This is a genomic window from Paractinoplanes ovalisporus (assembly GCF_016834655.1).
Taxonomy (GTDB): Bacteria; Actinomycetota; Actinomycetes; order Mycobacteriales; family Micromonosporaceae; genus Actinoplanes; species Actinoplanes ovalisporus.
The window spans coordinates 1-23592 of the sequence record NZ_JAENHP010000015.1 but is presented as its reverse complement, the minus strand read 5'-3'; the positions used below and the strand labels follow the sequence as shown (position 1 = coordinate 23592).

The window sequence follows — 23592 nt, the reverse complement described above, 5'->3', positions numbered from 1 at the left end:
CAACCACCCCACCCTCCCTGAACCCCCTCCCGGGGGCCGTGTAGAGTTCCTTCCTGTGCGGCCCGCTGGGACGCCGATCGCCTCTGATCGGTTAACCTGGGACGCAGTGCAGGTCCGGGTGGCGGAATGGCAGACGCGCTAGCTTGAGGTGCTAGTGCCCTTTATCGGGCGTGGGGGTTCAAGTCCCCCTCCGGACACAAACTAAATCCCCACGGTGTGCGCCTAGGTCGATCATGGCGTGCACCGCTTCGTCTTCCGGTTGATAGTTGAGCCGTAGGTTGAGTTGTCGGTAGACCTCGGCCTTGTCGTTGGGGTCGGCGTTGGCGAGAGCGCTTCGGATGTCGCCGAGTCTTTTGATCAGTGCTGTGATGTCGTCTCTGGTGAGCCGGGCGGGCTTGTCGGTGATGGTGGCGAGTTCGGCCTCGGCGAGGCGACGTTCGGTCTCGGTGTCGGTGATCCAGGCGGTGACGACGGTGGGGTCGGCTCCGGCGTCGAGGGTGGCGCGGTAGCGGTTGAGCTTGGTCTCGCATTCGGCGATGCGTTTGCGGGCTTGTTCGCGGAGCAGGTCGCTGTGATCGGTGGGCTGGCTGTTGGTCAGCATGGTGATCGTGTGGTCGAGGTTGGTGGGGGAGAAGGCTGAGGCGAGCCAGGCGTCGATGGGTCCGACGACGATGTCTTCTCGCAGGAACACGTTGATCGGGTGATCGACCTTGTTCGCGATGGCGTATTCCTTGGCGTAGCGGCACCGGTAGTAGGCGACGCCGTGGCTGTGCTGGCCTTGCATGCGTCGCTGGCAGACGTCGCAGTGCACGCGTCCCCGGAAGATGTAAGGGTGCCGTGTTCGGTGCTTGAGGTGCGGGGTGCTGTGAGTGGCGCGGCGGTGCATCAGCGACTGCGCCTGTGCGAAGGTTTCGTCGCTGACGAGGGGTTCGTGGCTGAGTTCCTTGGAGGTGATCCTTTGGTTCGTGGGGTTCCAGCGCATGATGTTGGTGTAGCCGAGCGAGACGTCGCGGACGTCGACCAGGACTTCGTCGGTGCGCTGTTTGTTCCAGACCTGTCGGCCGGTGTATCGGGGGTTGGTCAGGATGGTGCGAACGGCACTCTTGGACCAGGCGATGCCGGACCGGTGTGAGTTGCGCTTCGGGTCGGCGGCCGAGGGGCAGGGGATGTTGTCGTTGGTGAGTGCTTCGGCGATGGCGAAGATGCCGTTACCCGCGATGTAGTCGGCGAAGATGCGTCGCACGATCGGCGCCGTGCTCGGCTCGGGAGCGAGGCCGCGAAGCCGGCGGCCGTCAGCTGCCTTCGCCGGGTTGGGGTGCGGGCCGAGATCATGCAGTGTGTAGCCGTACGGTGGTCTGCCGCCGAGATAGCGGCCTTCGAGCTCCGTTTGCGAAGCCATTGCGGTCCGGACTCGGACCTTGATCCGGTTACGTTCACCTTTGCTCATGCCGCCGAAGACGGACATGACCAGGTCGTGGGCTTCGTTGTCGGGGTCGATCGGTCCGCCGACCTCGGGCACCCAGAGTTGGACGCCGAAGTGGTGGAACAGAGGGATGGTCAGCCCGTACTGATTGCCGTAGAAGGCGCGGTGGGGTTCACCGATGACGACCGCTTCGAAGCCGCGGTGCGGGTCGGCGAGTGCCTTGAGTAGACGACTGGCCTCCGGCCGCCGTGATAGGCGGGGTGGAACTGGAAGCCGATGTCGGGGGTGGCACGGGGATTCGCCGGCAACCAGATACCCACGTCGCCGATGACGCGGTCGTCGGCCACATGGTGGACGGCGAGGGCATGCCACGAGTCCAGCGCGCCGTTGTCGAGCACGGATTGGGTTGTCAGGTAGTCGGCCGCCTGGGCGGCAGTCATCGGTGAACCGAGCAGATGCCGCCGCACGATGGGATCGGACTGGTATCCGAGGAAGTCGTCCAGATCGTCGGTCGTGAAACGGCGAAGAATCAGGCGTGGGGTTTTGACGGCGGTCTCCTTCAGCTTTTCTCGTACGAGGTCCGCGTTCACGTTGCTGCCAGGTGACGCGCAGCATCGCCTTGTACATCTTGCGCCGCGCGGGCGGGTCGGGCAGGGGCTGCGCGGCCGTGGCGGCGCAGGCCTGCAGAAGGTAGCCGACGAGGCGGCGCCAAGTGTCGGGGGCGGCGTCGCCGGTGGCGGTGCGCACGCCGGCGTTGGCCTTGAGGAACATCGGCATGTCCTCGGTGGCGCAACGCCCTCGATCGAGCGAGATTGTGGAGAAATGCTGGTGCGGCCAGTTGACTCCGTAAGCTCATGGCGTGCCGGGCAGGGAGACGAGAGATACTTACCATCATGGTGCTCTCCGCGAGGAGTTGATCAATGCCTGTCTGGTTTTGATCGAGAGTGAGGGGATCGGCGCCGTCAGTTTGCGGCGGGTTGCTCGGGAGGCTGGGGTTAGTGCTGGAGCGCCTTACCATCACTTCGAGGATCGAGCGACCCTGCTGAACGTCATCACCGCTCAGGGTTTCGGAATTCTGGTGGGGGACATGCGAGCGGCTCGCGACGGGGCGGCTACTGCGGTCGAGGCGCTCGGGGCGATCATCGAGTCGTATGTGCGGTTTGTGCGCGGGCACATGGGCTATGCGCAACTGATGTACCGCCCGGAGCTGATTGAGACGACCAAGGGTGGACCGGCGGCGCAGGCGTTGGCTCAGGAGGCTATTCAGCTGACCACGGATACGGTGCTGGCCGCGCAGCGCGAGGGTGGGGCTCCGGCCGGTGACCCGATGCCGCTCGTGACGTTGGTCTGGTCGCTGTGCGCAGGTTTGGCCATGCTTTCCGCGGACGGGCCGTTGGAGCAGATGTCGGCCGAGCAGGGTTCCGACCTTGGCGAGTTGGCTGCTCAGGTTTCAGCGTTGTTCCAGAGGATGCTTGCCTGCTCCGCAGCATGAGAAAAGCCGGACGGTTGGGCTGTCGGTGGTGCTGGACGGCCGTCGTGCCGGCTGGCCTTGCCTTCGAGTGGTGCTTGGAAGAATTTTGCATAAAGGCAAGCTGGGTGCCTCAACTGGCCGTGGACGGTGCCGATGAAGAGGCTGCCTCGAAGCGAACGGACCTTCGCACTGCGGTGGTCATGCTCACGTCGAGCCCCGTTGCGTAAATGAGAACGTGTTCCGTATTCTCACCTGAGAGGGTGTTCCGCTTAGCCGGATTGCCTGCACCGGCCCGCAGCGAGGGGGGTCGTGGCTGAGCGCTTCCGGGGGCGGTGACTCCTCCGGGTTCTTTTCGTATGCGCTCGAGCTTTTCCTGCCCGAAACTAAACACTGCATAGATTGCGGAGAGATGATCATGAAGGTTCTCGTCACCGGCGCGACCGGCTACCTGGCCGGGCACTGCATCAACGAGCTTTTGACGCACGGTTACTCGGTGCGAGGCACGGTGCGAAACGTGAAGACCGCTGATGTCGCCCACTTGCGGGCGATCGCTGACCGCATCGGCGGCGACCTCGAGTTCGTCCAGGCCGACTTGTCGGCCGACGCCGGCTGGCACGAGGCGGTGGCGGGATGTGACTACGTGTGGCACACGGCCTCGCCGTTTCCCAGTACGACGCCGCGTGACGAGGACGAGGTGATCCGGCCCGCAGTCGACGGAACGTTGCGGGTACTGCGGGCAGCTGATGCCAGCGGCACCGTTCGCCGCGTTGTCATGACCTCCTCCGGGCTAGCCGTCTATGGCGGGCCGGGTGAGAACCGAGTCTTCACCGAGGACGACTGGACCGACGTGCGTACGGCGGCGCCGTACGCCAAGAGCAAGACGCTGGCGGAACGTGCGGCCTGGGACTACGTCAAGACTTCCGACCTCGAGCTCGTCGCGATCAACGCAGGCTCGATCATGGGTCCGGTGCTGCGGGCCGAGGCGGGGAACTCGGTGGAGATCGTCCGGCGGCTGATGGCCGGTGCGCTGCCGGCCGTGCCGAAACTGGGCTGGGGGATCGTGGACGTCCGGGACCTGGCCCGGCTGCACCGTCTTGCGATGGAGACGCCTGCGGCGGCGGGGCAGCGCTACATCGCTGGTGAGAAATTCATGTGGGCCCGGGAGATGGCGTTCGTGCTGGCCGAGCGTTACCGGTCGCGGGGCTATCGGATCCCGACGGCGGCGATGCCGTACCCGATGATGTGGCTCATCTCGCGCTTCGACCCGAGCGTCCGGTTGGTGCTGCACTTCTGGGGGCGCCAGGAGCGGGTGAGCGCGGCCAAGGCATGGCAGGAATTGGGCTGGGTGAGCCGGCCGCCGTCGGAGTCCGTGCTCGACACCGCGGCCAGCATGATCGACGTCGGTCTCGTACCCCAGCGCTGACTTTCCCGACACTTCGGCCATCAATGACCGTGGACCATCCCGGCTGAGGGTGAGCGGTCCAGGAAACAACACTTCGGCCGGCATGCAGGTGGGGCGCCTGCACATCCCGAAAACGGTAGGCGCCACCAGGCTCCACGACTCCCTACGAGCTGAAAGAACAGGCAAACCGTGACTGCTCAACTGCACACGCCGGCCGGAACCGGGGCGAGCAACGCTTCAAACCCTAATCACTCCAGGCGATGGCTGATTTTGACCGTGCTCGGGCTCGCCCAGCTGATGGTGGTGCTCGACGCGACCATCGTCAACATCGCATTGCCCTCAGCCCAGGCCGACTTGGGATTCTCCAATGAAGACCGGCAGTGGATCGTCACCGCCTACGCGCTCGCCTTCGGGGCGCTGCTGCCGCTCGGCGGCCGAGTCGGCGACCTGATCGGTCGCAAGACCGCGCTGATGGTGGGCCTGGTCGGCTTCGCGATCGCCTCCGCCGTCGGCGGCGCGGCCGAGTCGTTCGAGATGCTGGTGGTCGCTCGCGCCGTACAGGGCATCTTCGGTGCGCTGCTCGCTCCCGCCGTCCTGTCTCTGCTGACGACGACTTTCACGGACGCCAAGGAACGGGCGCGAGCGTTCGGGATCTACGGCGCGATCGCCGGCGCCGGTGGTGCGATCGGTCTGCTTCTCGGCGGTGTGCTCACCGAGTACCTGGACTGGCGCTGGTGCATGTACGTCAATGTCATCTTCGCCGTGCTCGCCAGCATCGGTGCCGTCCTGTGGCTGCACAACCAACGCCAGACCGGCCCCCGTAAGAAGCTGGACGTGCCCGGCACCATCGCCGTCTCGCTGGGCTTGTTCGCCTTGGTCTACGGTTTCGCCAACGCGGAAACCCACGACTGGAGCCACCCGACTGTCTGGGGCTGGTTGGCCGCCTCGGTCGTCCTGCTCGCCGCTTTTGTTGTCATCGAAAGCCGCGTCTCTCACCCGCTCATCCCGTTGCGAGTGCTGCGCGATCGCACCCGAAGCGGAGCGCTCATCTCGATCCTCATGCTGGGCAGCGGCATGTTCGCCGTCTTCCTGTTCCTCACCTACTTCTTGCAGCAAAACCTCGGATTCTCACCGATCCGATCCGGAGCCGCGTTCCTGCCCATGATCGGTGCCCTGTCGGTCATCGCGACCCTGGCCAACAGCCTGCTCATCCCTCGCGTCGGCCCGCGTCCGCTGATTCCGGTCGGCTTCCTGATCGGTGCCGCCGGCATGGTGTGGCTCACCCAACTCGACGCCGGCTCGACCTATGTCGGCGACATCCTCGGCCCCTTGCTGATCATGGGCTTCGGCATCGGCCTGGCCATGGCCCCCGCAATGACCGCCGGGACGGCTGGCGTCGACGCTGACGATGCCGGCGTCGCCTCGGCTTTGGTCAACACCGCTCAGCAGGTCGGTGGCTCGGTCGGTACCGCAGTGCTGAGCAGTATTGCGGCGTCGGCTCTCACCGACTACCTCACCGGCAAGAACGTCACGCCCGACGTGGTCGCGGCGGCCACGGTCAGCAGCTACACCACCACGTTCGCGTGGGTCGCCGGCTTCTTCGCCGCTGGTGCGATCATGAGCGCCTTGATGCTGCGCTCGGGTGTGCTCGACAACGACCCCGACTCCGCCCCGGCCGTCCATATGTGACACCAACACTTGATGGCCCGAAGGTCACTTCGGGCCATCATTGCGTGATTCGCCGGGCTCCCGAACCCGGCGGTGCCCGAACCGGCTCTCTATGGCGTCTGAGATGGCGTAGCGGGCCGAGCATCATTCGAGAATCTCACCGGACGAGCGTGGCGATCCGGTTGCGTCCTAACCGTTTGGCCTCGTACAAGGCCTGGTCGGCGGTCTCGATGAGGTGATCGGGCTGCGTGTCGGCTGACGGTATCAGCGACGTCACGCCGACGCTGATCGTCACGATTCCCGAGGCCACCGCGGCATGCGGTACCCGCACATCGGCCACCGCCGCGCGGATCCGCTCGGCTGCCCTTGACGCGTTGTCGTCGTTGGCTCCTGGCATGATGACGCAGAACTCTTCCCCGCCGTATCGGGCGACCAGATCGCTGCTTCGCGCACCGGCGAGAAGGGTCTGACCGACCTGTCGCAGGCACTCGTCACCACCTTGGTGGCCGTAGTGGTCGTTGTAGGCCTTGAAGTTGTCGATGTCGATCATTGCCAGGCCCAACGATGTTCCGGTGCGCAGCGAGCGTTGCCATTCGGCCTCGAGAACCTCGGCGATCCGGCGACGATTGGGCAGGCCGGTAAGAGCGTCAGTGATGGTGAGCAGTTCAAGCTGGCGATTGGCCTGGGCCAGTTCCTCGGTGCGCTCGGCGACCTTGCGTTCAAGTTTTGCGTACAGCCGGGCGTTCTCGAGCGAGACCGTCAACTGGCCGGCCAACATCGCCACGGCATTGACCCGGGCGGAGGTGAACGCGCGGCGGCTGAGCATGTTCTCCAACACCAACATGGCGACGGGCATGCCCTGGCTGAGCACCGGCACGACGAGAAGGGAACAATGCTCGGCACCGGCCAGGTACGGATCTCGAGCCACCCGATCGTCCTGCGACGCGTCATCGACCAGCATCGGCTCACGGGTGCGTTCGACGTACCGGATGGCCGAGAGCGGAAGCAGCGTGCGCGCGTCTACCTGGGTGTGTGAGATGGCGGGGCGCGAACCGGCCGCCGGCAGGACCCAGCCGTCTCCGTCGGAGTCCCATAGCAAGAGGTGCACAGCGGTGGCCCCGGTCATGGCGCCGAGGACGTGCTCGACAGCGGTGCGCAGCCGGTCGATTTCTGTCTCGGAGCTCAGGGCGCGGGCCGCTTCGAGGACTCCGGTGGCGTCGAGTGTGTCGCTCGACAGATTCAAGCTCTGTGACTGCCCCATCTGTGGCTCGAAGGCGGCTACCAAGAACTCATGCGCACTGGCGAGGTGGCGAACCTTACCGTGCGCACCCCAGGACGCGTATCTGTGCAGGGCGTCGGACAGCAGTTGCCGCCCCACGTGCTCCATGCCGTGGGCCAGGTAGAACAAGCCGGCGTGCTCGGCGAGGAGAGCGGCGTGAAAAGGCCGGTTGACAGCGGCCACATCGACCAATGCGGCGTCGAAGGCTTTTGCTGCGTTCTCGAAACTGCCACTGGACCACGCCAGCATGCCGTCGGTGAAATGTTGCAGGTGGCGGAAGTTGCTGACCTGCTCGGCCGCGCGCGCGGCCAAGAAGTCACGGCTCGCGACCAGATCCGACAATGCCGCCGCCCGCAGAGCAGGATCGGCGGCAGAGCGGGCACGAAGCGCGGCGCCCAAGGCCGCCACCAGGTGGGCCTGGACAGTGAGGTACGAGATGGTCACACCCGTACTGAATTCACTGGCATGGGCACCGGACCGCGCCAACTCGGCCTCGTCGTGATAGACGGCGGCGGTCAGCGCTCGGAGGACCGCGCCGACAAGACGTTCGGAGGCCGCCATCAGACCGCCGGATTCAGACCGGCTGTCATCGTCGTCGCCGCTGGGCAGTCGTGGTTCAGCGGCGTCGGTCCGCAAAGACTCTGCCAGCCGCCGGTAGTCGGAAAAGACGCTGAACAGAGGGGCCATGCCGGTACGCTCAGCCACCGCTTGAGCAGAGTCGACCTCGGCCTCGAAGGAGTCCAGATCCGCGCAGTCCAGGGTTTGTGGGATCGAACCGAAGTAGGTGCCGGCGGCCTCAACCACCAGCCCGCCCCTGAGTAGGTTCTCGCGTGTCTCACGGGCCAGGCGCAGACCTTCTTCCAGCGACTCGTACCACGTGAAGGTGGTGAGTAGATGCGCTGCCTGCACTCGGGCGGTATCGAAGTCCCAGTGGCGCGCTGTGCCGACGGCGGTGATCCGGCTCATCGCGTCGTGGCTGGCCCGATAGTCCTTCCGGTCGGCGAGCACCTCGCCGATGTGGCTCATGGGGTGGATCAGTTCAGCCGCCGCGCCGTGGTTGGTCCAGATCGAGACTGCCACTGTCGTGAGCCACTGCATGGTTGTTCGGTCGGCATAGAACGCCACCAGAGCCAGCCGGTCGATGAGCCGGGTCACCGCGAGCAGGCGGGAATCGTTGAGCAGGGGCCGTCGAAGGTCGTAGTCGGGGTCCGTTTCGGCAAGCCATGCCAGCGCGGTGCTGAAGCCGGCGCTCGCGCTCTGGTTCATCTGTCCCGGCGCAGGTACGTCGATGCCGAGGGAGGACAGACCTCGGAGCCCGAGGGTGAGTGCCTCGCCGGCACGGCCTCTGACCGCTAGGCCGGACACCTGCATGATGTAGGCCTCGTTCAGCTCGGACGCGTCGGTCCGGTCCAGGTCCATCCCGGCGAAGACGGCATCGGCGTCGGCATACCGGCCGAGGCTGCACAGTGCCACGTGCCATGCCGCCTGGGTTTCCCGGTATCCGGAGTCGGTCACAGACAGCAAAGATGAGGCCGCTGACAGGAAGGCCTCAGCACTCGTGTGGTCGAACAGCGACCGCATAAGTCTGCCTGCCTGGCGCAGGAGAGCGGCTGCTAGCGGGCGCTCGTCTTTGTCGGTGACCAGCGCTGCTGCGCGGCGGTACTGCTGTGCGGCGGTGAGGGAAAAGCCTTCGTCCTGCGCGAGACGCCTCGCAATGTCGAGGGCTAGGCGCTCGTGGCGGTCCGGTGTGATCCGGCCGAAGGCCGCCTGCTGCACCCGATCGTGGGAGAAGGCCACCACGGGTGCTTCCTCGGTGCCGATCGTGACGAGGCCTTCCTCGACAGCGGGCATGAGGTCGACCCGGACGGAGTCGACGCAGCGATCGGCCGCGACGTGCACCAGATGCAGTGTCGCGCTCTCGCCGAGGCGTGCCATGACGTCGAGCAGAGTCTGTGTCTTGTCGGGAAGAGCGTCGATGCGTGCGGTGACCATGTCGACGACCTCGCTGCGGCCGACGAAGCGCCGAATTGTTCCCGGGTCCCAGGTCCAGCGATCTCCGTCAGGGACGAGCGCACCGTCGCGGCGCAGGGCGTTGATGAGCTCGACCGTGTCGAACGGGTTGCCCTTGGTCCGATCGGACAAAGCCCGCGCCAGCGGTTCCGCCTCTGCCGGGGGCATGCGCAACATCGCGGCGATGAGTTCACTCAGGCTGCTCGGAGACAGATTGTCGAGGTGAAGGTGATGCGCATCGATGCTGGCGTGGTGCAACTTGGCGATTACGGCGCTGAGCGGGTGCGCCGCGTCCACCTCGGCGTCGCGATACGCCCCGATCACGAGCAGCCCGGCGAAATTCGTGTGGAGGATGCTGTCGAGGAAGCGATACGCGGGCGGGCCGGCCCACTGCAGATCGTCCAGGAAAATGATCAGAGGTGTCGCCGGTCTGGCCACGACGCGGATGAGGTCGCTGCTCATCTGGTGCAAGCGGTCAGCCATGTGCAGGGGATCGTCGTCCACCTCGGCTTGCACGCCGAGCAGCGCCGCGAACGGTGGCAAGGCCGTTGCCGCCAGCCGGGCGTTCGGGCCGAGCGCCCGGACCAGGTCGACGCGCAGCCGGGCAAGTTCGGTGTCGGACTCCGTCAGCAACTGATTGCCGAGAGCGCAGAAGGCCTGGCGGACGGCGTCGCTACCGATGTCACGCTGGTACTGGTCGAATTTGCCGGCCACCAGATGGCCCCTGCACTCGGTGATCGCCGGCCGGAGCCGGTTGACCAGGCTGGTCTTGCCTACGCCGGGCGGGCCGGTGATCAGCACGATGCCGGATGCGCCGGACGCCGTCCGCGCCACGACCTGCTCGAGCTCACCGAGCGGCTGCTTGCGGCCGATCAGGCGAGACGGTGCCTCCAAGTGAATAGGGAAGTCCCGTTCGGCCAACGTCAGTGCGATGTCTGTACCCGCAACATAGGCGTCGTGGATACGACGGAGATCGTATTCAAGACCCTCGGCGCTCTGGTACCGCTGTTCAGGTTCCTTCTCCAGCAGGCGCAGCACGACCGCCGCGAACAGTTCAGGGACCTCAGGGTTGGCTTGTGCCGGAGACGGCGGGACCTTCGCCAGGTGATCATGAATGAGGTGTAGTGGGTCGCGGTCGCTGCCGAAGGGCGGGCTTCCTGTGGCCAGCTCAAAGAGGGTTGCGCCCAGCGCATAAAGATCAGCGCGATGATCAACGCGCCGGCCGGTGCGGCCGGTCTGCTCCGGGGCGAGGTACGGCACGGTGCCGGCGACATCGCCGCCTACCTCGGTCGTCGGAACGGACAGCTCGAAATCGATCAACGTGGGTGAGCGGCGATCGGGTGAAACGAGGATGTTGCCGGGATTCACGTCGCGGTGCACGATGCCTCGCCGATGGATCCCGCCCAGAACGCCCGCCAGTTCGCATGCCAGCCCGAGCAACGGCTCAACGGGCCAGGGCGCCGGCAATTCGCTGATAATCGTTCCGCGCGGGTCGAGCACTGTCACCGCGCCGGGTTGCTGATCGGGAGTCAGGCGTGGGACGCCGGGCACGCCGGCGAGCTGGCGCAGCACAGCCAGCTCGGCACTCAGTCGCTGAGCCGCGTCCAGCCCCAGTGGGTACTTACGAATCAGCGTTCCGTCACGGACAACCCTGGTCCGCATGCTCTGGTAGAGCACAGCACTCACTCAGTACTGATCGGCAACATCGGTGGGTCCGTTAACACCTTCATGCCGGGGCGCCGCGGGCTCAGCGTGTGTCGTGGCCGAAGCGCAAGCCGTCGATCACCAGGGCCACCATGCGCTCGTTACTTTCTGAATCACCTGAGGAGCACAGGCGCTTGATAGCGCCGAGGAGCTCCCCCGGGTCGACGTCGCCGCGGATCTCGCCGGCGTCCGCAGCCGCTTCGAGCAGGGCGCCAAGGGTCGGCTCGAACCGCTCCCGGAAATAGGCCGGGAGCTGAACGAATGCCGGATCTCCGGCGTGCACCGAGACCGCAAGCCCCCGTCGGCCGCCGAGGAAGCCGGTCAGCTGGCGTACCCAGGCAACGAGGGCCTCGAACGGATCGTGCTCGGCCCTCAGCTCGGTGGCAGCGTCGGCGCAGGCATCGACGTCCTGCCGGAACACGGCGGTGATCAGGTCGGCTCGCTCCGGAAAGTGCCGGTAGAAAGTAGCGAGCCCGACGCCGGCCCGCGCGGCGATCTCGCGAACCGGAGCATCCGGACCGGAGGCAGCGAAGACCTCCCGCGCCGCGTCAACAAGCGCATCGATGTTGCGCTGGGCGTCGGCGCGGGTGCGCCGGGTTCGTCCAGCTGCCGTCGGACTCACTCAAGCCCCCCTGTTGCAAGTGAGAAGATGTTCCGTATATTTACTATCTGATAAGACGTTCCGCTTACTGGATAGTACGGCATGGGGTGGCCCGTGCACTACCGCAGTTCCAGGCCGGACTTCTCAGGTCCTCGGGCCCGGTCGCCGTGGCATGGCGTTGACGAGTTCTACCTGAGCCGATCTGACATCCGAGGCATGCTCGCCGGCCTGCCGTCGGGCGGCGACGCGTACGGCGCCCACAACCGACTGAGCCGGAGCGCCGGGATGGCCTCGAGTGTGAGCCACCGCAAGTCGGAACCGCGTCCCCTTCCCGGGGCGCCGAATGAGAGGAAAGAACGTGACTGCAACGAGCCGTACCGCCGGCACCGGTGTCGTCGAAGGTCCGCCACGGCGAAGTGGGTGGGATCTTGCTGCCCGAGTCTTCACCGGTGTAGCCGTGCTGCTGACCGTGGCGATGCCCATCCTCGGAATGACCAGGAATGCTGTCCTTTTCGCGGCGATCCCGGTCAGTGCTGTCATAGCCGGGCGCCGCTACGGATGGCGCGTGGCCGGGCTGTACCTGGCCGTGACGTTCCTCGTGGCGAACGTCTTCGAGAACTTGAGCATCAATACCGGCTTCCCCTTCGGCACATACCACTATCCCGGTTCGAGTTTGCGGATCGTGGACTTCCCGGTGATCGTCGCCGTGACGTACTGCTCACTCGGAATGATTTGCTGGCTCATCGCGGCAGCCCTGCTCGACAACGCCGACCTGCGCCTGGGTGACCGGACTGCCGCGGGTTGGCGGGTCAATGTCGTGGCTCTGCCCGTCCTGGCTGCCGCCTTGATGACCATGTTCGACCTCGGCATCGACTCCGCGGCCTCCACGATCCAGCAGACCTGGATCTGGGAGAACGGCGGGGGAGTCTTCGGAGTGCCGTGGACCAATTACCTCGGCTGGTGGTTCGTCACCTACGTCTTCTTCCAGATTTTCGCTCTTGTCCTGACGCGGCGCCGGCCCTCCGATCTGCCGACCGGGGGAGAGCGGCGCGAGCCACTGGCCCTTGCTCTCATCGTCTACTTCATGATCGTCGCCGTCACCATGATCCAGTTCTTCACCGTGGACGCCGCCACCGTGACCGACGCGGCCGGGCAGGTCTGGAACACCGACGACATCTACGCAACCCTGTTCAGCTTCAACCTCTTCGGTCCGGTCGTGCTCGTCGTTCTGGCGGCCGTGAAGCTGGCTCGTGGTGACGCTGATCGCCGTCGGTGACCTCGCTGCATCGGCCGCTGGACGAGTCTCTCACGCCGCTGCCCCGATGTTGCCGTTTCGCCTGCCCGTCCGCCCTGCGTCTGCGCTGGCCAGGGGCAGTGAGAATCGCCTTCGGGGCTCTTGCGTAAGTGGGAAGGCGTTCCGTATAGTCGCTAAGTGAGAAGCCGTTCCACTTATGGTTGGTCCGGCCGACACCTCTCGCAATCCAGACAGGGAGCACTCATGAGTATCGAAGAAAAGGAATCCGCAGCCGATTCTCAGGGCGCCGGGCAGCCGGCAACACAGGCCGCTGCCCGGACGGGATCGCGCTACCGGTTCCGGGCGGGGGTGGCAGCCGCCGTTGCGCTGGCCCTGCTGCCGATCGGTTGGATCGCCACCGGAGCCGGCGCCAGCGCCGCCGGCAAGAGCCCCGCAGCGAACCGTGGCGCTCCGACCACACCCGAAGGGGGCATCCCGGTCAGCAAGCCCACCCCTTTCACCACCTTCCAGCCCCTCACGCTGGCCGTCCCCCATCGGCCGGTGAACCTGGAGATCAAGGTTTCCGCGCCGGTGACCGGCAGGTCGCTGCCCATCATTCTGCTGTCACACGGGCACGGTGAAACGAACTACCTGTCCTCGATGCACGGCTACGGCCCGCTGGCGGATTTCTACGCCGCACATGGCTTCGTCGTCATCCAGCCCACGCACCTGGACTCGAAGGTGCTGGGCCTGCGCGAGGCCAACAATCCGGAGGCGCCGCTCTACTGGCGGTCCCGGGTCAACGACATGCGGTACATCCTCGACCACCTCGACAAGATCGAAAAGTCTGCGCCTGATCTCCGCGGCCGCCTCGACAGCAAGCGGATCGCCGTCGTCGGACACTCCCTCGGAGGTACGACCGCGACCATGCTCCTCGGTCAGAGCGTGACCGATCCGGCGACCGGACCTTTGAAGCTCGCCGACAGCCGGATCAAGGCCGGCGTGGCGATGGCCCCCGCCGGCAACGGCGCGGACCTCACCGAGCCCGCGAAGGCGCAGTCACCGGCGCTGGCGACCATGAAGTTCGACAAGATGACCAAGCCCGCTCTGATCGTCTACGGCGACGACGACTTCAACCCGGCCTTCTCCGCACGTAAGAACTGGCGATCCGACGCCTACTTCCAGAGCCCCGGCCCGAAGAGCCTGCTGACACTCTTCGGCGCCCAGCACTCGCTCGGCGGTGTTTCGGGTTACGACGCCAAGGAGACGACCGACGAGAACCCGCAACGGGTGGCTGTGGTGCGCGCGATGTCGTGGGCGTACCTGCGCAGCCAGCTCTACCCCGGCGACCGGGCGTGGCCCGCGGCCGTCGCTGCGCTCAACCGTGCGTCGCAGCCGTTGGGCAAGGTCGAGTCCAAGTAGTTCAGGCGATAGCGTCCCGTCGGCCACCGACGAGAGCTGCCCCGCTGGGCCCGCGCACGAAACAGTGCGCGGGCCCGGCGCTCTTCGTCGTTACTGCATTGCCGGACTCGGCCGCGATGACCCGGACGGGTTGCGTGGTCCACCAACCGGCAGGTATGTGCGAGCCAGCGTCTCGAAGGCTCTCACCAGGTGACTGCTCTCCTGCGCCCGGGTAGCGATCACGACGTGGCTGGGTTCGACCCCGTGCAGCGGGACCGAGGTGACATCGGGTCGCAAGCGGTTGAGATAGGGACTTGCCGGAACGACCGCGAGGGACTCGCCCGCGGCGACAGACTCGATCCTGTCCTCGAGGTCATCGATAAGAGGCCCGTCGGGCGCAGGCTTGCCGTCCGAACGGGGTTCCATCCTCCAGAACGCGTTCCAGGCCGGGTCGAGGGTCCGCGGCAAGGGCTCGTCGACGATGTCATCGATGGTGACGCTCTCCTTGCCGGCCAGACGGTGGTCGGCCGGGACGAGCACAACCCGCGGTTCGTCGTACAGAACGCTGACCTCGAGTCCCTCAAGCGGCAAAGGCAGTCTGCCGAGCACGACATCCACGTCGCCCTGAAGCAGGGCCGACGGCGGCCGGTCACATGTCAGGTGCTGCGTGTGTACTTCTGCCTCGGGGTAGAGGCGCCGCAACGCCCGGACGGCCGGCGTGACGATGATGTTGGTGATGTAACCGATGGTGATCCGGCTGGGTGACTCCACTGCGCGTGTCTGAGCCAGGGCGTTACTCGCCGAGCGCAGCATGTCCAGGGCGAAAGATTCGAACACCTTCCCGGCCTCCGTCAGGACGGTGCCCCGGCTGGACCTCTCGAGCAACCGCACACCGACCTGCTGCTCCAAGCGGCTGATCTGTCGGCTCAGTGCCGGCTGCGTGCTGTGGAGCGCTTCCGCGGCGCGCCCGAAATGGCGATGATGTGCCAGCACAGCGAAGCTGCGGACAAGTCTCAGGTCCATATCCACGAGCGGCGGCAAGTCATGCACGTCATACATTTTAAGCCGCTAACGGGAACACCTCGAATGATACGGAGCTCGCAACAGGTGTTGACGAACACTCATTGGACCGTCCGTCGAGGGCAGGCGCAGGCTGGGCTCAGCGGTCAGGGCACGAAGAAAAGCCCGCCGTTTACCATTTGCGTGAATGGAGATCACCATGCCCAAGCCCCTCGCCCTGATCACCGGAGGAACCAGCGGGATCGGCCGTGCCACAGCAGAACTGCTGCATGATCGGGGATACCGAGTGCTGGTGACCGGCCAAAACCCGGACACCCTCGCCTCGGCTCGCCGCGAGCTTCCCGCCGACGTCACTGTCCTGCAGGCTGACTCCCGGTCCCTGGCCGACGCCGACCGCGTTGTGGACGAGGTCCGGAATGGATTCGGCTACCTCGATTTCCTCTTCCTGAACGCAGGGATCTTCCGCTCGGCGCCTATCGAAGAAGTGGACGAAAAGGACCTTCGACGATCTGTTCGCGGTCAACGCCAAGGGACAGTTCTTCACCCTGCAGAAGCTGTTGCCGCTGCTCTCCGAAGGAGCATCCATTGTCTTCACCGTAGGAATCGCTGCGACCCGTGGCGCCGCAGGCGGCAGCGTCGGTGCGGCGAGCCGCGGTGCCCTGCTGGCGATGGTGCCGTCGCTCGCCTTGGAGCTCGCACCCCGGCGTATCCGCGTCAACGCCGTGAGCCCGGGACCGATCGCGACCCCGATCTGGGCCAAGACGGGCATGCCGGCCGAGATGCTCAGCCAGGTAACCGAGACCGTCGCGGCCGGTGTGCCCCTCCGGCGCCTCGGTACGGCTCGCGAGGTAGCAGAAGTGGTTGCTTTCCTGGCGTCCGACGCGGCCGGGTATGTCACCGGAGAAAACCTTGTGGTCGGCGGCGGAAGCGGACTCGCCTTCTGATCACCTGGTACTCCCGGCCGAACCGGTGTGATGCCGTCGCCGGCGTCGGTCACCTCAAGAACCACCAAGCCGTCCGTATCGCCTGCCGACGAGTCGTCCGACCGGGCTGCGAGCGAGGTGCTTAACCGTTCGCAGCCGGTCGTGCGGACGCGTTGCTACTCGGCGGGCTCGAAATTCGAGGTACCCCATCGCTGTCAGGTTTTGGCAATACGGTCAGGAAGATTCATCAAGGTGAGGCCGGAGTGGTCGTCGTACTTCTTGGCGACTGTGGCCGGTTCGACGGTGACCGTGACTTCCAGGGTGGGTGAGACGATCGCATAGACGAGGTGGCCGCCGCGCACGGATGCGTCCTCCAGGCCGACAACCATGTGGCAGTGCACGATGGGTTGGTCGCCGGCCGTGCCGAAGTCGCCGATGAGTGACAGCGCTTCGACCTGACCCGGAATCGGGATGACCTTGTACTGCTTGCGATGGAGGTCGTACCAGCCGAGCCGAACGTCGCGCAGGGCTCCGATCGCCGTGAAGTGACCTGCTCCGACCTTGTAGGCGCGGGCGAAGTCATTGAGGGCGGTGGCGACTTCGTCGCCGCGGGACAAAGCGACGAGGTAGGTCTGCCGGCCCTCGGATTCGCTCAGGAGCTGGACGCGGACGCCGGGGGCGCTTCCGGTCGGTGTGACCTTGGCGGGGTCGAAATACTCGATGTCGGTCATGGCGCAGATCCTCGATGATCGATGTGCTTCCTCAGGATGCGATGTTGCTGATGATGGCGGCGGTGACTTCGCGGGTCGTGGCGGTGCCACCCACGTCGCGGGTCCGCACACCGTCGCCGGTGACCACCTCGATCGCGTGCCGGACGGCCTTGGCCTCGTCGTGCAGGCCGAAGTGGTCGAGCATCAGCGCGGCGCTGCCGATTGCGCCGACCGGGTTGCACACGCCCTGACCGGCGATGTCCGGAGCGGATCCGTGCACCGGCTCGAACATCGACGGGAACCGGCGCTCAGGGTTGAGGTTGGCGCTGGCCGCGAGGCCCAGACTGCCCGCCAGAGCGCTGCCGAGATCGGAGAGGATGTCGGCGTTGAGGTTGGAGGCGACCACGACGGAAAGTTCCTCCGGGCGCAGCACGAATTTGGCCGACATAGCGTCGACGAGCACGCTCTCGGTTTCTACGTCCGGGTAGTCGGCGGCGACGCTAGTGAAGACCTCGTCCCAGAGCACCATGCCGTACTGCTGGGCGTTGCTCTTGGTGACGCTGGAGACCTTCTTGTGCGTGCGGGTGCGGGCCAGGTCGAACGCGAAGCGCATGATCCTTTCGCAGCCGTACTCGGTGAACAGGGCGGACTGGATGGCGACCTCACCGCTGCCGGGACGGGCGCTGAGGTTGCGACCGCCGATGCCGGCGTATTCGCCCTCGGAGTTCTCGCGCACCACGACCCAGTTGAGTTCAGTGGTGTCGGCCTTGCGCAGCGGGCTCTGGATGCCGGGTAGGAACTCGACGGGCCGGACGTTGGCCCACTGGTCGAAGTTCTGGCAGATCTTCAGGCGCAGGCCCCAGAGGCTGACGTGGTCGGGCACGGTGGGCCAGCCGACCGCGCCGAAGTAGATGGCGTCGAAGTCCTTGAGCTGGTCGAGGCCGTCCTCGTCCATCATCCGGCCGGTCTTGGCGTAGTAGTCGCTGCCCCAGGGGAACTCCTGCCATTCGAAGGTGAAGCGGCCCTGCGATGCGGCAGCGAGGGCGTCGAGCACGGCCCGGCCGGCCTCGACGACCTCGATACCGACACCATCGGCGGGAATGGCGGCGATCCGGAACTTCTGCGGTGTAGTCATGGCGGGTCTCCGTTGTCGAGGTTGGTGTTGATTCGAGTCAACGCCCGCGACTGGCCCGGCGTCCAAGACGGAACCTCGATGGCATCGATAGGCGGCGCCTATCGGTTAATGCTGGCGACGTACCTCTGGACGCACCCGACGAAAGCGCGGGCCGCCGGAGTCAGTTGCCCCCGGCGGACGACGAGCGAGATCTTCAACAACGACGGAGGGTCGATCTGCCGGACCCGGGCACCGGATCGCCGCGCGAGGGGTGTCCACGACGACGGCATGACGGCGTGACCGACTCCGCTGAGCACCATGGGCAGGATCGAGGTCCGGTGTTCCACCTCGACGACAATCTCCACGTCGACGCCGCTGGCCAGCACATCGTCGACGAGCTGGCGCATGAGGCTACCGCGCTTGCTGACGATCAACCGCATGCCTGCCAGTTCGGTCCGATGAACGGTGTCGCCCGCAAGGGCGTCTGCGGCCGGCTCATCAGGCGGGGACAGCAGTACCAGCGGTTGGTCCTCCAGGTGTAGCACCTCGAGACCTCCGGTGTGCGGCTCGGAGGCGGCGCCGAGCAGGCCGATCTCGACCGATCCGGTCTTGACGGCGTGCACGACCTCCTCCGGGGTGAACGCCGCCTCGATCATCAAACTCATCCCCGGATAGGTTTGGGTGAAGGTCCGGGTGATCGTCGACAGCGGCTCCATGCCGGGGCTGGGCATGGCCGACAGCTCCACCCGCCCTCGTTGCAGCCGTTGTGTCGACCGGGCAGCGGCCTTGGCGTGCTCCAGGTCCCGGATGACCTGCCGGGCCGGTTCGACGAGCTGCCGGCCGGCGTCACTGAGCACGATGCCGCGGCCCACCCGATGAAACAGCGGGACGCCGAGCTCGCGCTCCAGCTGACTCATGGCCTGCGACAGCGAGGGCTGTGCGAGGTGCAGTTGCTCAGCTGCTCGGTTGAAGTTCAGATGATCGACGACGGCCAGGAAATAGGACAGCTGACGTGCATCCATCACGGCCTCCCAACAGTATCGATAGGCAAAACCTACTGGAGGTCTAGCGAATATGTCTTAGACGTTTCGGCTAGGTTGCCCCCACCGTGTGAGTCATCACACAACCTGAGGAGCCTCATGGAAACGTCAGCTCCGGGCGCCCGCCCCCGGTGGTACCGGCAGCTCTACTTCTACGTCATCGTCGCGATCGTGCTCGGCATCGTCGTCGGCGCCGTCTGGCCCGATGCCGGGGTCGCCCTGGAGCCGATCGGCACATCCTTCGTGGGCTTGATGAAGATGCTGATCGGGCCGGTGGTCTTCCTGACCATCGTCGGCGGTATCGCGAGCGTCGCCGACCTCAAGAAAGTCGGCGTCACGGGCATCAAAGCCCTCACCTACTTCCAGGTCGGCACCATCGTCGCGATGGCTACCGGCCTGGTCGCCATCAACATCTTCCGACTGGGCGAAGGCGTGAATGCCGATCCCGCCTCGCTGCAGGCCGACGAGGATGTCACCGCCCTGGTGCACGCGGGTGAGGAGTCGCACTGGTGGGACTTCCTGCTGCGGGTCCTGCCGGACAACATCCTCGCGCCCTTCGCCGAAGGCGAGATCCTGCAGATCATCTTTATCGCCGTGATCTTCGGAATCGCACTGAACGCGGTCGGATCCGTCGGCGCCCCGGTGCTCAGCGCCGTACACCGGTTGACCGCCGTCGTCTTCAAGGTTCTCGGTTTCGTCATGAAGGCGGCTCCGCTCGGCGCGTTCGGCGCCATGGCCTACGCCATCGGCAAGTACGGGCTGCAAACCCTGACCAGCCTCGGCTCGCTGATCGCGCTGTTCTACGTCACCTCGGCGTTGTTCGTGATCGTGGGCTTGGGCGCGGTCATGCTCTATCTGCGGCTCAACATCTTCCATCTGCTGCGCTACCTGCGAGAGGAACTGCTGCTGGTTCTTGGCACCTCCACCGCTGAGCCGGCCCTGCCCGGCCTGATGCGCAAGATGGAGTACGCGGGCGTCGACAAATCGACCGTTGGTCTGGTGGTACCGACCGGGTACTCCTTCAACCTTGACGGCGCCGCCATCTACCTCTCACTGGCCGCCCTTTACATCGCCCAGGCCACCAACACCGATCTCTCCATCGGCCAGCAACTCGGTTTGCTCGCCATCATGCTGCTCACCTCCAAGGGCGCCGCCGGTGTGGCGGGTGGCGGTTTCATCGCACTGACCGCGACCCTCGCGACCGTCGGCACCATCCCTGCCGCCGGCATCATGTTGATCTTCGGTATCGACAAGTTCATGTCCGAGTGCCGTGCCCTGGTGAATTTCTGCGGCAACGCTGTGGCCACGCTGTTCATCGCGCGCTGGGACAAAACCCTTGATCACGAGCGGGCCCGCGCCGTCCTTCGCGGTGACACCGTCCCACAGGCCGACGTCGAAGCGCAGCCGGTGGCGAAGGACCGCGAGCCCACCACAATCGGGGCGTGAAGTGCGAGTCCTCGTCGCCCCCGACAAGTTCAAAGGGTCCCTGAGCGCCGTGCAGGTGGCCGCGGCAGCCGGTCAGGGCCTGGCGACCGCCGGCGTCCAGGCCAGCCTGCTACCCCTGGCCGACGGCGGCGATGGCAGCGTCGCGGCTGCGCTCCACGCCGGGTTTACCGCGCACGACGTCGCCGTGCGCGGAGCCGACGGTCGTACGGTGAAGGCCCAGTTCGCCTCAGACGGGCGGACGGCCGTGGTCGAGGTCGCAAGCACATGCGGGCTGGCCACGCTCGACGCCGGCACATTTGCCCCGACCACCGCGTCCAGTCACGGTTTCGGGCAAGCAGTCGCCGCGGCGGCAGCGACCGGCGTGCGGCGCATTGTGCTGGCGCTCGGGGGAAGCGCCTCCACCGACGGTGGCAGTGGCATGCTGGCCGCCCTGGGGGCCCGCTTCCATGACGTCGCAGGAGCGGAGGTTGAGCCGTGCGGTGACACGCTGGCCGACATCGCTTCGGCCGACTTCGCCGCGATCGCGATGCCTCGCGACGTGGAACTGATCGTTGCGACCGATGTCGCCAACCCGCTGCTCGGACCGGACGGAGCCGCCGCCGTGTTCGGCCCGCAAAAGGGCGCAAACACCGACCAGGTTCGCCTGCTCGAGGCGGGCTTGAAAAGCTTCGCCAGTACCGTGGCCGGGCCGGCAGCAGGCAGCGAGCCTGGCGCCGGCGCCGCCGGCGGCATCGGCTTTGCCGCGATGCTGCTCGGCGCACGGCCCGTGTCGGGTGCCGAGTTCTTCCTCGATCTACTCGGATTCGACACCGAACTTGAACGCTGCCAGGCTGTGCTGGTCGGCGAGGGCAGCATGGACGCGCAGACCCTGTGGGGTAAGTTGCCCGCCGTCATCGCCGCGCGCGCAGCACCGCGCCCGGTTTACGCCATCGTCGGACACTCGACGCTCAGTGGCTCCGAGCAGAGTCAACTCGGCATCGGCCACCTCTGCACCCTGACCGGAATGACTACGGGCGATCCGAGCCGGGATCCTGATTTGAGCTTCACACTCGTTCGCCGAGCCGCCGCCGCGATCGGTCAACGCCTCCGGCACCCCGCTGAGACGTGATCCGATTCCGGGTGGGCGATGACCGGACCTGTATTCGACAGCAGTGGAAGACGAAAGGTGCGTAAGCCGGGCCTTCGCAAACCTCGCAAAGGCCCGGTGCGCGGTGTCAGCGTCGCGACGGTCAGAGGTGCCGAGGGCAGACCGGCTCCGCAGCACCCCGCAAGGCCTGCCCGTGGAGCTGATCGAGGTCGTAGAGGCGTGCGGCGATACGGACGGCAACGGCCCGTTCGAGGTGGCATCGCCTTTCTGTAGCGCGCAGCTTGGCGGTGGCGGCCAACTGGGCGATGAATGCGGACGTGATCCGGTCGAGCTCAGGCCGAACCTCGGTGGCGAGGTCGGGCCGCTCGGTGGGTGCCTGCTCAGGATGTGCGGTCCACCGGTCGAAGAGGCCTTGCTGCACTACCTTGCTCATTTCGATCTGGGCTCGGAAGAACGTGACCGTGTCCGTGGTGTCGAGGCCGGCTTGGACGGCCAGAGCCGCGGCCTGGTCAAGGACCTGCTGCTCGCGAACCGGGTCCACGATCGGGGTGGTCGTCCCGAATTTTGCCGCGGCGACCTTGTCAGCCAGCAAGATGCGCTCAGCGGACAACCCGACGAGTGCGGTCAACCCGACACCCGGCGGATGCTCCGCCGGGTGTGCTGCAGCCGCCGTCGCACTTGAGGTCAGCGTCCCGGTCATCATGAGTCCGGCGAGCACGGTGCGGAACACTCGGGAGTTGTTGAACACGGAGGTCCTTTCGGGGCAGTCCGGTCTTTCGGGCACTTTGTCGCGCCGATGCGCAGGCATCGACGATCGTGCACGGCTGGACGGGTGAAATCTGCAAATCCGCACAAAGCCGCACGGCAACGGTGTCAGTCCGGATTCCGGGTTCGGTCAGCCCAGGGCGGCGACGGCTTTCTGCAGCCAGGCTGAGGCCGGGGCGGCTCGCACGTCGGGGAGGGTTGTGCCATTGATCGTGGCGGTCAGCGCGTGGTAACGGCCAAGCAGATCGGCGTGCCGAGTGGCGCCCTGTGCCGGGAAGCCCTTGATGATGTGACGCTGCACTTCGGGGACGTCCGAGTTGCCGGTGTGCGCCGCGACCGCCGCGACCCATCGTGCCGCCAACTCGCGACCTCGAAGGGAATCAGGCAGCACGTTGGCTTCGGCTGCGGTCCTGGCCTGCATGAGGATGTCGTGTTGCTCGTCCATGTCCGTCGCCGGCTGCTGCTCATCCGGCGGGCCGGCAGCAAAGGTTTCGTGGAGGAACTGGCGGACCGCTTTCCGGAATTCGCTTCGCTGCACCAGTGTCGCCAGTTCGATCCACGCTTGGAGCTGTTCACCGGACGGGCTCATCGGCAGTTCGGGTCGCAGCGGGCGCAACTCGCCCACAAAGTCATGCAGGACCAGACCGTCGGTCGTTTCGCGCCAGAAGTCCTCGATGAGCTGAGCACGGTCCTCGTCCGCCATGGACACGAGTTGGTGCATGAGGAGGACCTGGTCGGTTTCGGTGTCCTGATGGACGATGGCGCGCAGGACTGCTCGCCGGGCCTCGAAACGGTTCAGCTGCGCCTCGACGATATCCAGATGGGCAGCAGCAAGCGCCTGGAGCGTGAGCTCACCGGAAAGCAACCGCCGGATGTCGTCCAGACCCGCATCCAACTCCCGCAGCGTGCGGATCAGCTCGAGGCCGGCGATGGCGTGCAGGTCGAAGCGCCGGTGCCCGTGTGTGGTGTGTCTTGACGGCGCGACGATTCCCGCGTCGCAGTAGAAACGGATTGCACTGACGCTCAAACCGGTCCGCTTGGCGACCTCGCCGATGGTGTAGAACTCGTTCATGACGACCACTGTTGCGTCTCAAGCGGCTTGAGTTTCAAGTGATACCGCCGAGCAACTCAGTCGAGTCCCAGAATCAGTCGGGCGTAACGTTCGCGTGAGTTCCCCCCGGTTTCCGGGAGCGGGGGTTACCTGGCTCCGGTCGGGGCAGGGGTGAGGTTATCTGGCTCGGTCTGGGTGTGCCAGGCGGTCTCGTATTCATCGGGGCTGAGGTAGCCGAGTTCG

Annotated in this window: 18 protein-coding genes, 1 tRNA gene and 1 pseudogene; 10 read left to right on the top strand and 10 right to left on the bottom strand. The window is 66.0% G+C overall.

The window, feature by feature from the left end; genetic code table 11:
- The first annotated feature begins 112 nt into the window (after positions 1–112).
- Positions 113–197, top strand: a tRNA-Leu gene (locus JIG36_RS33695).
- Here the strand turns inward: JIG36_RS33695 and JIG36_RS33690 are convergent.
- Both JIG36_RS33690 and JIG36_RS33685 read right to left on the bottom strand, forming a co-directional pair.
- Positions 179–1519 carry a recombinase family protein gene (locus JIG36_RS33690; RefSeq protein WP_203380465.1) on the bottom strand — a complete coding sequence of 447 codons (1341 nt, stop codon included), beginning with the start codon at positions 1517–1519 and terminating at the stop codon, positions 179–181. The two genes, JIG36_RS33695 and JIG36_RS33690, sit on opposite strands and share 19 nt — an antisense overlap.
- A 38-nt stretch (positions 1520–1557) precedes the next feature.
- Positions 1558–2013, bottom strand: a complete 456-nt coding sequence (locus JIG36_RS33685) for a GNAT family N-acetyltransferase (protein WP_203380464.1) — start codon at positions 2011–2013, stop codon at positions 1558–1560.
- Between the two features lie 269 nt (positions 2014–2282).
- Between JIG36_RS33685 and JIG36_RS33680 the strand changes: the two genes are divergently transcribed.
- From JIG36_RS33680 to JIG36_RS33670, 3 genes are all read left to right on the top strand, one after another.
- Complete coding sequence (locus tag JIG36_RS33680) at positions 2283–2915, top strand: TetR/AcrR family transcriptional regulator (RefSeq protein WP_203380463.1); 633 nt, start codon at positions 2283–2285, stop codon at positions 2913–2915.
- Between the two features lie 388 nt (positions 2916–3303).
- A complete protein-coding gene (locus tag JIG36_RS33675; RefSeq protein ID WP_203380462.1) occupies positions 3304–4317 on the top strand; it encodes an SDR family oxidoreductase in 1014 nt (337 codons plus the stop codon).
- Between the two features lie 168 nt (positions 4318–4485).
- The gene (locus JIG36_RS33670; RefSeq protein ID WP_307873018.1) at positions 4486–5985 is read left to right on the top strand and encodes an MFS transporter; all 1500 of its coding nucleotides are present in this window, start codon (positions 4486–4488) and stop codon (positions 5983–5985) included.
- A 136-nt stretch (positions 5986–6121) separates the two neighbouring features.
- Here the strand turns inward: JIG36_RS33670 and JIG36_RS33665 are convergent, their stop codons facing one another.
- Both JIG36_RS33665 and JIG36_RS33660 read right to left on the bottom strand, forming a co-directional pair.
- Entirely contained in the window at positions 6122–10930 is a 4809-nt protein-coding gene (locus tag JIG36_RS33665) for a diguanylate cyclase (protein WP_307873017.1), read from the bottom strand.
- A 70-nt stretch (positions 10931–11000) separates the two neighbouring features.
- Positions 11001–11579, bottom strand: coding sequence for a TetR/AcrR family transcriptional regulator (locus tag JIG36_RS33660; RefSeq protein ID WP_203380460.1), 579 nt, complete (start codon positions 11577–11579; stop codon positions 11001–11003).
- A 337-nt stretch (positions 11580–11916) separates the two neighbouring features.
- On the opposite strand from JIG36_RS33660, the gene JIG36_RS33655 reads away from it, so the two are divergent.
- Together JIG36_RS33655 and JIG36_RS33650 are read left to right on the top strand one after the other, a co-directional pair.
- On the top strand, positions 11917–12834 hold the full coding sequence (locus JIG36_RS33655) for a carotenoid biosynthesis protein (protein ID WP_203380459.1): 918 nt from the start codon (positions 11917–11919) through the stop codon (positions 12832–12834).
- Between the two features lie 450 nt (positions 12835–13284).
- Complete coding sequence (locus tag JIG36_RS33650; RefSeq protein ID WP_438870782.1) at positions 13285–14214, top strand: alpha/beta hydrolase family protein; 930 nt, start codon at positions 13285–13287, stop codon at positions 14212–14214.
- 90 nt (positions 14215–14304) lie between these two features.
- Here JIG36_RS33650 and JIG36_RS33645 read toward each other — a convergent pair whose 3' ends face one another.
- Positions 14305–15243: a LysR family transcriptional regulator gene (locus tag JIG36_RS33645; protein ID WP_203380458.1), complete on the bottom strand. Its 939-nt coding sequence runs from the start codon at positions 15241–15243 to the stop codon at positions 14305–14307.
- A 157-nt stretch (positions 15244–15400) separates the two neighbouring features.
- On the opposite strand from JIG36_RS33645, the pseudogene JIG36_RS54685 reads away from it, so the two are divergent.
- Positions 15401–15697, top strand: a pseudogene (locus tag JIG36_RS54685) (SDR family NAD(P)-dependent oxidoreductase); the annotation flags it as partial.
- A 73-nt stretch (positions 15698–15770) separates the two neighbouring features.
- Positions 15771–16157 (top strand): SDR family oxidoreductase, encoded by a 387-nt coding sequence (locus JIG36_RS52545; RefSeq protein WP_369076887.1) that lies wholly within the window; start codon positions 15771–15773, stop codon positions 16155–16157.
- A gap of 194 nt (positions 16158–16351) precedes the next feature.
- Here JIG36_RS52545 and JIG36_RS33635 read toward each other — a convergent pair whose 3' ends face one another.
- From JIG36_RS33635 to JIG36_RS33625, 3 genes are all read right to left on the bottom strand, one after another.
- Positions 16352–16867 (bottom strand): PPC domain-containing DNA-binding protein, encoded by a 516-nt coding sequence (locus JIG36_RS33635; protein ID WP_203380457.1) that lies wholly within the window; start codon positions 16865–16867, stop codon positions 16352–16354.
- Positions 16868–16898: 31 nt separating this feature from the next.
- Positions 16899–17981 (bottom strand): tartrate dehydrogenase, encoded by a 1083-nt coding sequence (locus JIG36_RS33630; protein ID WP_203380456.1) that lies wholly within the window; start codon positions 17979–17981, stop codon positions 16899–16901.
- Between the two features lie 98 nt (positions 17982–18079).
- Positions 18080–18982: a LysR family transcriptional regulator gene (locus JIG36_RS33625; protein WP_203380455.1), complete on the bottom strand. Its 903-nt coding sequence runs from the start codon at positions 18980–18982 to the stop codon at positions 18080–18082.
- 117 nt (positions 18983–19099) lie between these two features.
- Between JIG36_RS33625 and dctA the strand changes: the two genes are divergently transcribed.
- Positions 19100–20446, top strand: a complete 1347-nt coding sequence (gene dctA / locus JIG36_RS33620; RefSeq protein WP_203380454.1) for a C4-dicarboxylate transporter DctA — start codon at positions 19100–19102, stop codon at positions 20444–20446.
- Between the two features lies 1 nt (position 20447).
- The gene (locus JIG36_RS33615; RefSeq protein WP_203380453.1) at positions 20448–21554 is read left to right on the top strand and encodes a glycerate kinase; all 1107 of its coding nucleotides are present in this window, start codon (positions 20448–20450) and stop codon (positions 21552–21554) included.
- Positions 21555–21675: 121 nt separating this feature from the next.
- Here JIG36_RS33615 and aroQ read toward each other — a convergent pair whose 3' ends face one another.
- Together aroQ and JIG36_RS33605 are read right to left on the bottom strand one after the other, a co-directional pair.
- Positions 21676–22281: a gamma subclass chorismate mutase AroQ gene (aroQ, locus tag JIG36_RS33610; protein ID WP_203380452.1), complete on the bottom strand. Its 606-nt coding sequence runs from the start codon at positions 22279–22281 to the stop codon at positions 21676–21678.
- Between the two features lie 147 nt (positions 22282–22428).
- Complete coding sequence (locus JIG36_RS33605; protein WP_203380451.1) at positions 22429–23370, bottom strand: MerR family transcriptional regulator; 942 nt, start codon at positions 23368–23370, stop codon at positions 22429–22431.
- Between the last annotated feature and the right edge of the window lie 222 nt (positions 23371–23592).